Consider the following 14,408-nt stretch of genomic DNA (forward strand, 5'->3'; position numbering starts at 1 on the left):
CAACTGGTTTTGATCACTAGTCCGGGACAAAGAGAATAATCCTGCTGCTCATGATGTCGTATAAATATAAAACACTGTCGTCAGGTGCCATTGCCATTACTCGGGATTCGGCAGGCATGGTTCCTTTTATAGCAAAGGTGTTCCCGTCATAGTATTGTTCTTCTCCGAAAACTAGTGAGCCATCACTGTTGATTCCATAAATATGACCTCCAAAAGTGCCTAAGGTAGACTGGAGGTTGTTTGCAAGAATCTTTTTTCCGTTATAGAAAAGGTATTGTTCATTGGCGGTAAGAAAAGCATCGCGTGTTCCAAAATTGGTTGAGTTGTCTGATTGATCTACCTGCTGTAAAGTACTGCCATTAAAGTTATATCGAATGATACTACTTCCAGTTGATCCTCTTTCTGCGGCATAGAGTACAGTTCCGTCAGCGGTTGATAGGAGCCCTGGTTCGTAAATGCTTTGACTTGATGTAGACACATTTACGCCTGTGGTTGCATTTACCACCTTGATGTTATTCCACTGATCTTCACTTGTGAACGCCATCCGATTATTAGACAAGGGGGCGAGCCGGTAAGGGTTGCCATCCCAGGTGCCGATGTTTGTGTTTACAAAAAAGTCATAATCAATCTCTTGTGTTTCCAAATCAACAACGATAATTTGGGTACTCCCAAAATTTGCAATGAAGAGGGCATCTCCATCAAGACTGATAGCAAGATCAGTAGGAGAGGAGCCTACAAAAATTGTTTTAGTGATATCGAGAGAGGTTGTACTAATAAACATCAGTGCATTGTTGATCCTGTCCAAGGCATATAAATATGGCCGGTTCGGGTCGGCTTTCATTCGTTCAATTTGATTAGGAATGAAAATGGAAGGACTCTGAAATAACGCACCTTGAATGTTGCTAAGTGGTTCTTCATTCGTTGATAATTTAACACCAATACGGTAGTAATAGGTATTACCGTCGATCAGACCTGCATCACTATAGCTGGTGGTATTAATATCATTAATACTAGCAATTGGACTGAAATTATCTGCCGGATTCTGGGATCTGTAGACAATATATCTGTCAAAATTCACTTCCGAATAAGCAGACCAATTCAGGACAAAACCAGTATTGATGCCTTCTAAAGGTAGCAGGATAACGCTATCGGGAAGATCGCGCACGGAGATGTTGACTGTAGCGCTACCAATATTGCCTTCGGAATCCGTAGCAATAACTTGTATTTGGTGATCACCTTCAGATAATGAACTGTAAGAAGCTTCAATTACACCTGAACTGTTGGGTTGGATTGTTGAAAAGACACCATCAATGTTACTGCGCCATTCGATAGTAAGAGTTTGTACTGGGTCTTCGTCATCACTAACAGAAGCCTGGAAATTGATAGGGAATTCTAGGTCATGCTCTGTACCATTAAGAGGAGAAGTGATATTAATGATAGGATTGGGGAAAATGCCTGGAATAAGCTCAATATCCACCTCTGTCACAATACCTCTGTTGACAGCAACTGCACCCTTGCCGGTCCCATAGTCTGGATGGGTAGCTGTTACTTCATAAATTTCAGGTGGCAGGTCTCTGAGAATAGCAGAACCTGAAAAATCTGTATTAAAAACATCGGTAATAGGCAAGGTGGTTATTGTTGCCCCTTGTATAAGCGTATTGTCCTGTTTTACGGTTACGTAAATAGCTCCAAAATCAGAGGGGAAACTAGCTTCATCATCTTCACCACAAGAGAATGGAACGCAAGAGATAATCACCAGAAGTAATAATAGATGTCTTCTGTTCATTGTATTAAAATTATTGCTTAAGAATAGCTTGAACCTTTGACGGCTTTCCATCTTGTTTGATTTCGAGATAATATAAACCACTTGGCAGAATAATAGCTTGCGAAGCTAAGTGCCATTGCGCATAATAACGATCCTGGAGAAAGAATAAACGCTTGGTTTGCCAGATAAGCTTCCCATCGGTGGAGTAAATGTTGAGCGCTGAGGGAGTTCCAAAATCTGGTCCGAAAGAGATATTCAGTTCTTCCCTGAATGGATTAGGATAGACCATGAATGCTCCACTTTCATTAATAGGAGTAACAATTGAGGGCAATATTAACCTTTGATTTACGGCTAATTGATAATAAACATATTGCTGGCCGTTGGGCCATTCCACGACAAGAGAATCAATTACTACTTCGCTGCCTAAGCCAAAATGTACTTCTAATGGATTTTGAGCATTATAATTGGTACCACAACTCACAACTCGCAATTGTTTACCGGAAGAGGTATGGGCAGTAATTTTCGTACCAACAACCTGATTAATGGGAATATCTGAAAAACCAATCGTAAGATAATTGGTATTGTTTGACTTGTTCAAATCATTACGCCAAAGACTTGGGCTATCACGATAATTACTGATAAAGACATCTAAATCTCCATCTTTCTCATAATCAAAAACACTTAGGCCTCGCCCTTGCTTTGTGTCTTGCAAACCAAGTTCCCATGCGGTTTCCTCAAATGTACCATCTTGTTGAGAAATGAAGAGGCGAACAGAGTCTTGATAAAACTGGTCGCTACCTTGTGGCCAACCATTCGTGTGTATGATGTCTAGCCAGCCATCATTATTAAAGTCGGCAAAAGAGGTACCCCATCCCCAGGCACCATTGCGGACACCTGCCTGTTGACTCATTTCGTGAAAGTTGCCTGATCCATCATTTTGATAGAGTCGATTACCGGTCTTTCCCCAGTTTCCTTCAGTTACACCGTCATAGTCATAGACAGCGGTTACAAACCAATCGAGGTCGCCATCGTTATCATAATCACCAACAGTATTACCCATTCCATTTTCATCTGAAATTACGTCTATATCGGTTACGTGAAGAAGCCTGCTGCCTCTATCATTTAGCCATACCTGTGAAGTACCGAAGTCGGAACTTAATAAGATGTCCGGCCAGCCATCTTGATTGATATCTGCGAAGTTAGCGGCAAAGGAAAAATCTGTTGCACCAAATGGATTGTACCACCCCCATTCATTATCGCTACCACGGAAAGAACCATCTTTTTGATTGATCCAGAGGTGTTGGCTTGTGTCTGGTGTATTCCAGTGTGTAGTAAATAAATCCAGATAACCATCTTTATTGAGGTCACCAGCACTCATGGAATAAATAGGCGAGGAGCAATCAAGAATAGTGGAAACTTCGATTTCCTCAAACGCAATTTGCTGGTTATTAGCAAAAATTCGCAAAGGGTAGCCAGGTAAGCCCGAGACAAAAAGGTCAGGGTAATTGTCATTGTTATAATCAAAGAAAAATACATTGCTTGCCGGGAAATTGGCAAGTGCAACTCCTGCTTGCTGGGCGATATCAATGAAAGTTCCATCGCCTTGGTTAAGGAACAATTGATTGACTTGGGCATCACCATTATCCAAATACAGGTCGAAGTCACCATCAAGGTCAATATCGGCCATCGCATTTGGTGCACAAACCCGATAATGCATAGGGTCGTTCTCAATTTGGTAAGAATGCTGTCCTATAATACCTACCGAGATGCTAACCTCTACAAAAGGCTGGGAAAACAGACTTTTTAGAGTAGAAATAATAACTACAATGAGTATAGAGCGCAACATGTCAGAGAATTCGTTTTGTATAAATTCAACTTTCAATACAAAAGAAAGTGATGGTAACAAAGTTAGTATTTTTTAATAAATTAGGGGAAATTTTGAATAAATGTGCTCGCTTACATGAATGGTCTAACAAACGCGCTTGTAGTTTTTATTTGCTCTATCTTCTACTTTTCAGCGCACACACAACCTCTAGAGACAGATCGACTTTTGAATAGCTCTACATTGCCAGAGGTATTTGTACAGCCTCCTAATGAAAAATACAAACAAATCATTGAAGAAAAAAGGCTGGATTTAGCAAATGAAGCCGATCAGGAGAAAGCTAAATTTTATAGTGAGAGCACCTATTTTTTTGATGAATATTTACGAAGTGGTTACGTCGTTTATAATGACCCTATAGGAGCTTACTTAACCAAAGTACTTCAAGAAATTCTTCAAGCTAACCCTGATTTCCCCCGACAGGATGCTCGGGTTTATGTTGTTCGTAGTTCAGATGTGAATGCGTTTGCGGTAGATCAAGGTGTTATTTTTGTAACAATAGGTTTGCTAGCGCAACTTGAAAATGAAACACAGTTGGCACTAATCCTTGCTCATGAACTTATTCATATTGATGAAGAGCATGCCGTTGATGGCTTTATGGAGAAAAAACGCATTGATGATCAATTCCTCAGGCGTGGAAAACTAAATGAAGAGCAATTTGAGTTAGCCAATTTTGAAAAAAAACGCTACTCTCGTGAACAAGAAATTGAAGCAGATGACAAAGGGCTATCTCTTTTCTTAAATACCAATTATGTGCATGAAGAGTTGAATCGAGTTTTTGAAGTGCTTCGATATGCCTATCTGCCTTTTGACGAAATTCCTTTTAAGTTAGATTTTTTACGAATTGGAAGTATAAATATTCCTGATAGCTACCGCTTGCTCCAAGTTCAGGAAATCAATCCAGCGGAAGAAGATGAACAAAAGAGTACTCATCCAGCATTATCACAACGCATCGAGCAGATGAAAAGCCGACTTGTAGGATTACCATCGAGTGATAAAAAACAATTTTTGGTTTCGGAAGAAGAGTTTCGAAAAATACAGCAACAAAGTCGGGTGGCTTTAGCTCGTGTTCATCTTGAGGATCAGAATCTAAAAGAGGCTATCTATATCAGCTTTTTACTGGATGAGACGTATGGTGAAAGCGATTTTACCAAGGAAATTACAGGAAAGGCTTTATACGGGTTGTGCAAATTCAGGAATAATAATGCAAAATATGAACTCAATAGCCTATCGGTAGAAAGTATTGAGGGGCAATCGCAGGCTTTACATCACCTCATTGATACGCTTACAAATCGAGAACTCAACTTAATTGCCATTGCCTATAATTATGAGTTGTATAAAAAGACCCCCGACAACATAAACCTGCAAGACATTATTTTAGATTTGTTTTCAGAACTATACCTTTTTCATGATGTGAATTCCTTGGCTACTTTTTCGATTGTTAACACACCAAGGGAGAATAGTACCGAAGTGACTGATACGGTTAGCTTGAATAAAACCTCTAAGCTTGACCGCATCCGTCAACAGCGGCAAGATAGTACTCAGCACTGGTCGACATTCGTCTTCTCTAGCATACTTCAAATGGCAAGTTTTCGAGAGCTAGCGAGCAATGGGATTAAGTTAGGGCAAGATCGAAAAAACAAGAATCAACCTGAAAGGGGAATTTTCCGAAGAAATCAAAAAAAGACCTTTTCGTGGGATGACCTCAAAAACGTGGTGGTTATCAACCCCGTCTTCATTCACCTCGACGGTACAAGGAAAGATGCAGAACTTAATTTTGAAGAAGGCTATAGTCGTCGCCAGGCACTTAATGGTATTATTAGCTATACCGCAGGATTACATGGCATAGGTGCCCAGGTGTTGGATGTCTATGACCTGAAAGCCGAGAACGCAAGTGTATTCAATGATATAATTGCTGCTGAAAAGTGGATGTCAAGTCAGTTTTCAGCAGATGAGTTTCCAATGCATAGTTATGACGATGCAAGTATAGCCAGGTTTGTTGAAAATTATGGAACTCCTTATTTGATGACAGTAGGCGCTGTATCAGCACAATCCCGAAACCCTGGACTAATTAGCCGCTTTTTCGGAAAGGCATCCTCTTTGTTTTTTGTTATTATCATTAATGTAGAAACAGGCGAAAAACAACTTTTGAATGCGGATTACTTCAACTATTATCTAGATGATAGTTTTTTGAAGTCGCAGCTATATGATGCTTTTGCTAAACTCTCAAAAAACAATAAATAATGCGATATTCTATCTTGCCAATGATTGTGCTAGTCTGCTTAATGAGTATCCAGATGAATGCTCAAGTGCCAGGTTATCTAGGCAAGCGCTGGTTCTTTGAAGCAGAGCTAGGGGTGAACTTTTCATCTTTGATAAGTGGTGGAAACCAAGATGCTAATGACGGTCTATTTCGGATACTTCAACCATTGCCACGGGTATCAGCCAACTGGGTGATTGGTCGACATAATTTTCTGTCGATGCAAGCCGATTATCGTTTTCTACTTGAAGATGCGGAAATATTAGAATCATTTCCAGGGCAACCAGCACTACGCTATTTAATAGAAACCAAAACAATACAGTTGGGGTATTATCGGATACGGAACCATGGCACACCTGCACTAGCACCGATTGGAAGTTTTATAGGTTATAAACTCATTTATGGTCAAACCATGGCACGACCTGTTCGTAACTTAACCTTAGGTGAACGATTTACGGGAGTGGAACGGGCAGCATACAAATTGGTAGAAGGCTACCTTCAAGAAGAATTTCTTGCAGTAGCCGTTTCTGTGGGAAAACGGAGGATAATAAACGATAAACACACAGTTAGTATTAATCTTGATTTAGGATTGCGGTCGCTTGTTTTTTCAGAACCTTTGTTGTTGTCAGCTAGGCGTTCTGAAACGGCTACCTTTTATGATGGAACGGAAGCTTATAACGGAGTATTCGCTCACCTAACCATTGGCTACGGCTGGTTAAAGTAGTGTATTCAGGGAGCTTTGTAGATGAAAATTTATTTTATAGTTGGTACGTCATTGGTGAACCGAACTTCCGCTGGCCTTCGCTGATGACAAAGCAAGTGATAAACTAAGTAGCGGCCGGATAATTAATTTTTAGTTTTGTTTAAAGCGTAAATATTTGACAATGAGGTTTTTAAAACAAAAAAAAATGTCAGATTCGGAATTTAAAAATAAAATGCCAGCTAATAAATTCCCAACAGCGACTCTATTGATACTATCATTAAACATGGCCTTATGTATATCTGCACAATCGCAAAGCTATTATTCTCACTATCGTTCATTTGATAGTAAACATCTTTAGAGTACAGCATGATTTAAGTATGGGTATCATCCCAAAAGCGAATATTATATCATTTTTATGTAATCAAATAAGTGTGTTTTATGGGATATTTTACTTTTTTGAGTGTGTTTGATCTGCGCTCCTAGTCAGATAACCCAAATGTGCTCGAAATATCACTTTCTAAAAAATGCTTTGCGGATGAGCCTTTCCAAGAAGTGATCGTTAGTCAAGGCAGGCCTGGATCGGAGTATTTGGTAGTTCACTGATATAGGTAGTTCAGTTAATTTAATACAATAAAGATCGCGAAATGAACCCCTTTAAATTTATTTCACTACTACTTTTAGTGACGCTAGTAGCTTGTCAGGTTAGTAGGAAAACAAACACGATTGCTCAAGAACAATTGGATGCACCTAATATCATAATTGAAGAAAGAATTGACACCTTTAGTTACGTTACCAATGTTCCAATGACTCAGGACGTTAGAGATGATACAATTGTCAAATTTAGGGTTATCCACTCTCCAGAAAACAGCTCATTTGTCTGTGAGGACTTAAAAGGAGATCGGCGCAAAGAAGTCATTTATGACTCGGTGGGCACCAAGCGAGTAACATATTGGTTTAATGGAATTATGAAGGAACAGATTTTGATAAGTTTCAATGAGAATGGGAAAGTACATGAGATTGAAACTTACAAAATGAATTATGACACTTTTGAGTTGTTTTCTACTGAAGAGTACACTTATTCGGGAGAGTTGCTAAAAGAGCTACATTTCAAAGACTTTGAACCTGTTTCCAAATACCGAAGAGAAACAATAATTAGTTATAATTATGATGATTTAGGCAGGAAGGAAACGGCGATTGTCAAGACTGTCAGTCTTCGCTACGGGAAAGGATTCGAAACTAAGGATAGTGATGCTATAAGATACTTCTATCACGATAATGATACTTTGCCCTACGAAGTCCATAGGACTGCGGAAAGTGGTGCAAAGTGTATTATTACTAATCAGCCAAACAGCACCTTTAATATTGAGAAAAGAGTTCCCTACGAAGACGGATTTTATTTGGAATTAGCCTCATTCACTTTTGATAATAAAAATAGAGTGGTAGAGTATTTATCGAGTGAACAACTTGATCCTCAGGAATTCACACATGTTTTTAGGAAGTACGAAATCACATATCCAGATGATTCAGATCTAACTCAAGTTCCCAATTTGGCCTTTCTTTCTAAGTCATCATTCCCTAAGAGAGATATTGGTTCCTTTATAGAATCTACTGCAAATCCTGGCTTTTTTAAGGATGCGCAAGTCAGGACTGATATTGGATATTATTGTATTCCAAAAAACGTTCAATACTATAGATCATCTGATGGTGAAAATTGGACCTTAGAAGGTAAGCTTGGCCTGCACGAATAAGGGAATAGGTCATATATAAAAGGAGTACCAATTATGCAACGTGACTTGTCGATAGAGCTGCTCGCTGTGCTTGGTTGCGCTGCAGATGCAAGAGGACTGAAAAGCCGCTATCTTAAGGAAAAGGTGAGAAAGGAACTGGCCCCCTTTGCTAGCACTCACATACTCCGCTTCGCTACACACGTCGTTCTGCCAGAGTTCTCCGTAAAGTACTTAGGAAAGGCATAGATGGACAGCGGATTGAATTTTACTATACGAGTGAGATTACTGGAGGATTTAGGCATGAAGAACTTCTCTCGACGGATAAACGGTTAGAGTTTTTGGTGTACGAATTGCCAGCTTATTGAGCTTGCTTATTTCTTGTTTTTTCATAAATGAAAAGTTTAATCTGTAGTAAGATTATTCACGGTTATTGAGTAAGTCTGGGGATTTATCAGGATAGCATAATTCATCAGCGAGTTATTATTTTTTATTAATTTGAGGAGCGCTTTTTAACGCTTATAAAATCTCTGAATAATGAACACCAAGATTAGCATTTTAGGATTATTGTTTGTTATCACCCTATTAATTGCTTCTGGATGCTGCGAAGATGATGAAGCTTTAATACAGCCTTCAATAGTAAAGAATTTGACTTTGGAGATTGCAAATCGCACATCAATTAGTGACGAAAACCATCAAGAAGCTTTATTGCTGTCCAGAAGTAATGGCGAAATCATTTTCATCAAAAAAATAGAACAAGACGAAATTGTTGAATATGAATTCTTGGGGAGTGATGGGGAAGTTTTTAACCTGTTTTGGTTGCAATCAAATTCATCTGACCAGAATACTGATCGTCTACTAATAAATTCCTTTTTAGATATAGAAGTCGGCAATAGTGAAAATTGGAAATTTTCAGTGGAGCCCGAGCCAGTAGTTAATGTTACACCTCAGGCGTTAGCCATATCGATTACGACCGGAACATCAGCAATAAAATATCTAAACATTATTCAACCCGGGCACCCGTCTCCTTATCGCACGGTAAATCCATCTCAGGAATTTTTGCAAAATATATTCCTATACACAAGTTATCCGTCAGAAAAGATCATCCTTCAGGTGAAGGAGGAAAATTCAAATATTTGGAAAGGTTTCGTCCTTCAGTATGAAGAAGGAGAAGCTACGGACATTGATTTGAATATCAATGAATTTATCCCAATGAGCTTAGAATCAATTGAAGTAGAACCTGATGTCGATGTGGCGGCAGTAATCGCAGGTAGAGATACGGAAGGGTTTAATACTTGGTGGCTGGGGGAATCATGGACAATAAAACACTATGGGGCAGATACAGGAATTGCTGATAATGAGTACCTTCTCATGGATTATGGTTTTAATAACTATTATTCTTCCATCCGACTAAGAAGAGGAAATGAGATTCACCAATTATTAAGATCAGGAAGTGAGATTCCAGCAAGTTTTTTGACCGCACCAATTGATGTAAACTTTCAAGGTAACAACTTAATGGATTTTCAAGTTGAGAGTACTGACCAAAATACTTTCTTTAAATCCAAATGGATTTATTCAGGGGTAGACTCGCAGCAATCAAGAGCAATTGAAATTCTATGGAGCATAGAAGGTCGTATCGGGGAACATTATAAGCTGCCAGAAATAAGGGATTGCTTATCACTGGTCGTTCCAGCTGATATATCCACAGCTGATTTCGAGATAAGTAGTTTAGGAGAAGAAGAAGTCAATAATTATTTTACTGATCAAGGTTGGTTTAAGTATCTTTTTAAAGAAGATGATAGTTATTTACCTTATAGTCAGTGGCTAGCAGGGGACGGAGTAATCTATAGGGGCTACGAATATTAAACGTCGTTTAGAAAGTCCCTTGACGCTCTACAAGAGGCAATTACATAGCCCGGTATTCCTCTTCAACTGTTGCTCATTGGCGCAAATGGAAAGCCATAATGTGATTTTCACTTGAATAGAGAATGTGAATTAGCTGGTTTCTATGGGATGAGGAAGCATTTTAAAGTACTGGGGTTACATGTTGATAAGCCGAAAGATTTTAAAGGAGCATTAGAAAATGCCTTCATTCAAATAGACTAAGAGCTTGTTTGTCGAGTAATTTTCTACTCATTATTCGTCCACTCATAAAAATTACTCCCTTCATTCTGCTGAAAGCCAGCCCGTGGGTAGAGGCGATTACCAATGGTATTGCTCTTTTCTGTTTCTAACATCACGCCACAAGCCCTGGTTTCGCGGCAATGTTTCTTAGTTTGATCAAGCAACTGGAGAGAAAGACCCTGGCCGCGCTGTGCCGGGTGCACAAAAAGATCATTGAGCAACCACAGGCGGCGCATGCGGGTAGAAGAAAAAATAGGATAAAGCTGAGTGAACCCCACCAGTTCTCCTGCTATTTCGGCCACATAAATAACGGAATCCCCCAAAGTAAGCCTATCCTTCAAAAACTGTTCAGCAGCAGGTATATCGGAATCTTTGCGATAGAAGACACGGTATTGGTCAAAAAGATTGGCCAATGCAGAGAGGTCGGATAAAGTAGCGGATCGAATCATTACAAGTATATTAAAATGAATCTCCCCAACTTTACGATTTGCAAAATTGGGGAGACCATTGATTGAAAATATTAAGGGAACTTTCAGGGAAAGCTCGTAGAAAGAGACGGGCTACCTCGTGTTGAGGTTAACAAAGTCCCTAGACCTAGTACCGTGAGGCAAACCTCACATTAATTACTCTCCCGCCGCCGCAGAAAAAGCTTTGGCCATTTTTTCGTCGGCAGCTTTGGCTGCTGTATCCACCTGAGCCGCTGCCCGGGTTTCATAGTAATTGGCAATGGCCGTCAGTATTCCAGAATCACCACCTGCTTTAAGTTTTGTAGCGGTAGCCGCATCATTAAGGAAAATCTTTTCCAGCTGGTAACGCAGCACATCGTTCTCTGAAAAGAGGTTCTCGTATTGTTCTGTGGCAATGTTTTTACGTAGCTCAGAAGGAGGAAGAAGTACCTTGCCAGGAGCACCAGGCAGATAGAATCCGTTTCCTTCGGTAGACCATACCAGCGATTTGGGAGAACCATCCGTAATGGGCAATAAGGCGATTAGTTGCTGCTTGCTAACATCCCAGATACCCATATTGCCATCGGCACCTTGAGAAATAAGATATTGTTGGTCAGGTGACCATTCCAGGCTGACAACTTGGGCTTCGTGCCCTTGCAGAAGCCCACTGGATTTACCAGAAAGCGTAATGTAGGCACCTTTTACTTTTGCTGTTGTACCACTATTGTTATTTGCTTCCAAGCCCGAAACGTTGTCGATGGACGCTAGCCCGGTGGTAGGTGCCCACTGCATGAGACTACCATCTCTGTTCTGTACCTGGAGTTGTTGGTCACCAGTCCAATTCATAGAACCTGGCAGGGTTGGCTCACCACTAGTGAAAAGGAGTTCATTGTTGTTGGCATCCCAGAGGAAAAGGTATTCTTCAGAACTTTGGGCAGCAAGATAGCGTTGGTCGGGTGACCATTTTACGGCAAGTAAATAAGAGCCTATATTTTCGGTTGTACCCAGTTCATCGCCAGTAGCTGTATCCCAAAAACGCAGTAAGCCATCATCGCCAGCAGATACAAGCACTTTGCCATCCGGCGAAAAGTCAACATCACGTACCCAGTCCGTATGGCCGCTCAGGAAGTGTTGCATTTCACCAGTGTGTGCATCCCAGATACCTACCATTTGATCATCAGATGCAGTAGCGATGAGGTTGCCGTCAGCGGACCAGGCGATATTGCGAATCCAATCGCTGTGTTCGTTGATAGTGAATACGGAGTTGCCAGCCTCCATGTCAACAACTTGTAAGTTATATTCCGCATCAATAATCCCGAGGTAATCACCAGAGGGTGATGAGTGCAACTGGAAAGCGGTAGGTAGCAAGCTGGCCAATAAAGTTTCCAGCGGATTGTTGATGCCGTCAGAAGACTGCCCCATATTGCCATCTGGCATAAGGCGGGCAATAGGTGCTGATGTTCCTAATTCATAAATAGCTAACTCGTAGGCACTGATCGCCAAAAAACGATCTCCTTTAGGGGCATAGTCGACATCGGCCCATGAGGTCTCTGGCTCAACAGAGTTGAAAAACATCTGATCCCCACTACGAATAGTATGAATGATGATAGTACCGCTATTATCAGCGGTAGCCAACATCTTTCCATTAGGTGACCAATCAAGGCCCATTACCCAGTTTTCGTGGCCTGTGAAACTACGATCTGGAATGTTGTCAGTGGCTGGGTCGTAAAGATAGATGTTCAGGTCATCTGAGCAACTCACCAGTGCATTGCCCGATGGGGCAAAAGCAGCATCACGGCAATAATCATCATGAGAGCGATGTGTTTTAATAAGGTTTCCTTCCGTGACAGACCAAACCGTAACCGTTGTATCATCACTAGCAGCTGCGACCATTTTTCCATCAGCGGACCAAGAGATATTTCTAATCCAGTCAGTATGCGAAGAAAAACTTCGTAACTGTTCCGTAGAGTTTACATCGTAAATAAAGATGATGTTTTCATCACCTCCAGCGGCCAATTTGCTTCCGTCAGGCGACCAGGCAACGGCGCGGAGATAATCATCGTGCTGCCATTGTTGGGTTATTTCCCGGGTGCTGATGTTGAAAATTCCTAAAATACCGTCAGTTGTACCAAAGGCAATATTTTTCCCATCGGGGGACCAGTTAAGGGCAAGAACATCTCCTCCAAAAACTACAGGGAATTCTTCAAATTTCCCTGTCGAACTAGCCTCATACAAGCGGATATTTCCACCGGCCATAGCTGCTACTATTTGATTGCCATTGGGCGACCATTCTGCATCATTAAAGGTGTTTTCGGTGTAGTCGCCTTCATACATATCGTACTCAGAGGTCGAGTAATAAGTTTCATAAAGGAGACGCTGGAGGTCAGCATTATCAGCGGCAAGGAAGTCGTACCCTAATAACGCTAAGCCTAGCGCTTTAGATCTTCCATCGTTTTCTGCTGCCTTCTTTACTTGTGTTTTGAGTTGTTCTATTTGTAATGCTAAAGGCTGTGCGTAAGCCTGAACAAAAAAGAGACTTAAGCTAAGAGCTAATAAGGTTTTTTTCAACATGTTGGTTTAATTGCTTGACAAATAAAAAGGAGCAGGTCGGCGAAAAGTATGTAAATGAGATACTCCTTGTGTTAAGAAAGAATAAGAGACAACACAAAAATAAGTTGAGGCTTCGTTTTTCAAATAGACGGCTAAGTGGTTTATTTAAAGCGTGTTGGCTATTTGGAGAACTCAGAGACCTCGCAGAATCAGCGAAGCTAACTGAGGCTTAACTTTTTTTTGCGTAATCTAAGGTCTCTTCTGAAATGAAATTTTCTGCTCATTTATTTCAAAAGGGCCTTAGATTTATTAATTATATGGCTAAAATAAGAATAATGGATGAAGGGTATATAAAATTTCAGCCGATTTGGACAAAAACACAAGCCTTTTCTGTAAGTGGATTTCATGACTTGTTGAAGTACCGCCAAAAGTGCTATGACCGAGAATGGATTGGCGTGTACCCTGATGGAATAGGTTTTGGTAATATTTCGGAACGTATTGATGGTGGGAAAGCATTTTTTATCAGTGGTTCTGCTACGGGGAGCATCTCGATCCTGGGGCCTGAACAAGTGGCTAAAGTGACTGCAGTGACAGCTGCAGAAAACAAGCTATGGTGCAGCGGGCCCGTACTTGCTTCATCAGAAAGTATGAGCCACGCAGTGATCTACGAGCAGCTCCCTTGGGTGAATGGTGTTATCCATATTCACCATTTGGGATTATGGCAACACCTTTTGCATAAAGTACCTACCACCCCTGCTGATGCGCCTTACGGGTCTCCTGAAATGGTGGCTGGTATTGCTCATCTTCTTGAAACCACTGATCTACCCACACGAAGACTCTTTGTTATGGAAGGACATGAAGAGGGTATTTTCGCTTTTGGCAAAGATTTGGAAGAGGCGTTTGGGGTATTGGTTAGAGGGAATAGAGATCGCTCTTTTTCTGGTGTAACTGCATGAA

The 14,408-nt window shown here is 40.7% G+C and carries 9 protein-coding genes; 5 read left to right on the top strand and 4 right to left on the bottom strand.

The features are described from left to right. Window positions 1-16: 16 nt before the first annotated feature. Complete coding sequence (locus ACRBG0_RS04795; protein ID WP_431485769.1) at window positions 17-1,786, bottom strand: hypothetical protein; 1,770 nt, start codon at window positions 1,784-1,786, stop codon at window positions 17-19. A gap of 10 nt (window positions 1,787-1,796) precedes the next feature. Continuing rightward, window positions 1,797-3,611, bottom strand: a complete 1,815-nt coding sequence (locus tag ACRBG0_RS04800; protein ID WP_431485770.1) for an FG-GAP-like repeat-containing protein — start codon at window positions 3,609-3,611, stop codon at window positions 1,797-1,799. Between the two features lie 114 nt (window positions 3,612-3,725). Here ACRBG0_RS04800 and ACRBG0_RS04805 point away from each other — a divergent pair, with 114 nt between their 5' ends. From ACRBG0_RS04805 to ACRBG0_RS04820, 4 genes are all read left to right on the top strand, one after another. Then, window positions 3,726-5,888 carry a M48 family metallopeptidase gene (locus ACRBG0_RS04805; RefSeq protein WP_431485771.1) on the top strand — a complete coding sequence of 721 codons (2,163 nt, stop codon included), beginning with the start codon at window positions 3,726-3,728 and terminating at the stop codon, window positions 5,886-5,888. After that, entirely contained in the window at window positions 5,888-6,628 is a 741-nt protein-coding gene (locus ACRBG0_RS04810) for a hypothetical protein (protein ID WP_431485772.1), read from the top strand. The genes ACRBG0_RS04805 and ACRBG0_RS04810 overlap by 1 nt, the downstream gene beginning before the upstream one ends. A gap of 623 nt (window positions 6,629-7,251) precedes the next feature. Beyond that, entirely contained in the window at window positions 7,252-8,355 is a 1,104-nt protein-coding gene (locus ACRBG0_RS04815) for a hypothetical protein (protein WP_431485773.1), read from the top strand. A gap of 513 nt (window positions 8,356-8,868) precedes the next feature. After that, window positions 8,869-10,197, top strand: a complete 1,329-nt coding sequence (locus tag ACRBG0_RS04820; protein WP_431485774.1) for a hypothetical protein — start codon at window positions 8,869-8,871, stop codon at window positions 10,195-10,197. A gap of 263 nt (window positions 10,198-10,460) precedes the next feature. On the opposite strand, the gene ACRBG0_RS04825 is transcribed toward ACRBG0_RS04820, so the two are convergent. After that, window positions 10,461-10,904 carry a GNAT family N-acetyltransferase gene (locus ACRBG0_RS04825; RefSeq protein ID WP_431485775.1) on the bottom strand — a complete coding sequence of 148 codons (444 nt, stop codon included), beginning with the start codon at window positions 10,902-10,904 and terminating at the stop codon, window positions 10,461-10,463. Between the two features lie 174 nt (window positions 10,905-11,078). Beyond that, entirely contained in the window at window positions 11,079-13,472 is a 2,394-nt protein-coding gene (locus ACRBG0_RS04830; RefSeq protein WP_431485776.1) for a WD40 repeat domain-containing protein, read from the bottom strand. A 296-nt stretch (window positions 13,473-13,768) separates the two neighbouring features. Here ACRBG0_RS04830 and ACRBG0_RS04835 point away from each other — a divergent pair, with 296 nt between their 5' ends. Beyond that, complete coding sequence (locus ACRBG0_RS04835; protein ID WP_431485777.1) at window positions 13,769-14,407, top strand: class II aldolase/adducin family protein; 639 nt, start codon at window positions 13,769-13,771, stop codon at window positions 14,405-14,407. The last annotated feature ends 1 nt before the right edge of the window (window position 14,408 follow it).

The sequence above is a fragment of the Lewinella sp. genome, from assembly GCF_050633125.1.
GTDB lineage: Bacteria > Bacteroidota > Bacteroidia > Chitinophagales > Saprospiraceae > Lewinella.

Coding starts and splice junctions, on each gene's coding strand:
- ACRBG0_RS04805 (WP_431485771.1), top strand. CDS start 3,726: ATGAATGGTCTAACAAACGCGCTTGTAGTTTTTATTTGCTCTATCTTC.
- ACRBG0_RS04800 (WP_431485770.1), bottom strand. CDS start 3,611: ATGTTGCGCTCTATACTCATTGTAGTTATTATTTCTACTCTAAAAAGT.
- ACRBG0_RS04810 (WP_431485772.1), top strand. CDS start 5,888: ATGCGATATTCTATCTTGCCAATGATTGTGCTAGTCTGCTTAATGAGT.
- ACRBG0_RS04820 (WP_431485774.1), top strand. CDS start 8,869: ATGAACACCAAGATTAGCATTTTAGGATTATTGTTTGTTATCACCCTA.
- ACRBG0_RS04825 (WP_431485775.1), bottom strand. CDS start 10,904: ATGATTCGATCCGCTACTTTATCCGACCTCTCTGCATTGGCCAATCTT.
- ACRBG0_RS04835 (WP_431485777.1), top strand. CDS start 13,769: ATGGCTAAAATAAGAATAATGGATGAAGGGTATATAAAATTTCAGCCG.
- ACRBG0_RS04815 (WP_431485773.1), top strand. CDS start 7,252: ATGAACCCCTTTAAATTTATTTCACTACTACTTTTAGTGACGCTAGTA.
- ACRBG0_RS04830 (WP_431485776.1), bottom strand. CDS start 13,472: ATGTTGAAAAAAACCTTATTAGCTCTTAGCTTAAGTCTCTTTTTTGTT.
- ACRBG0_RS04795 (WP_431485769.1), bottom strand. CDS start 1,786: ATGAACAGAAGACATCTATTATTACTTCTGGTGATTATCTCTTGCGTT.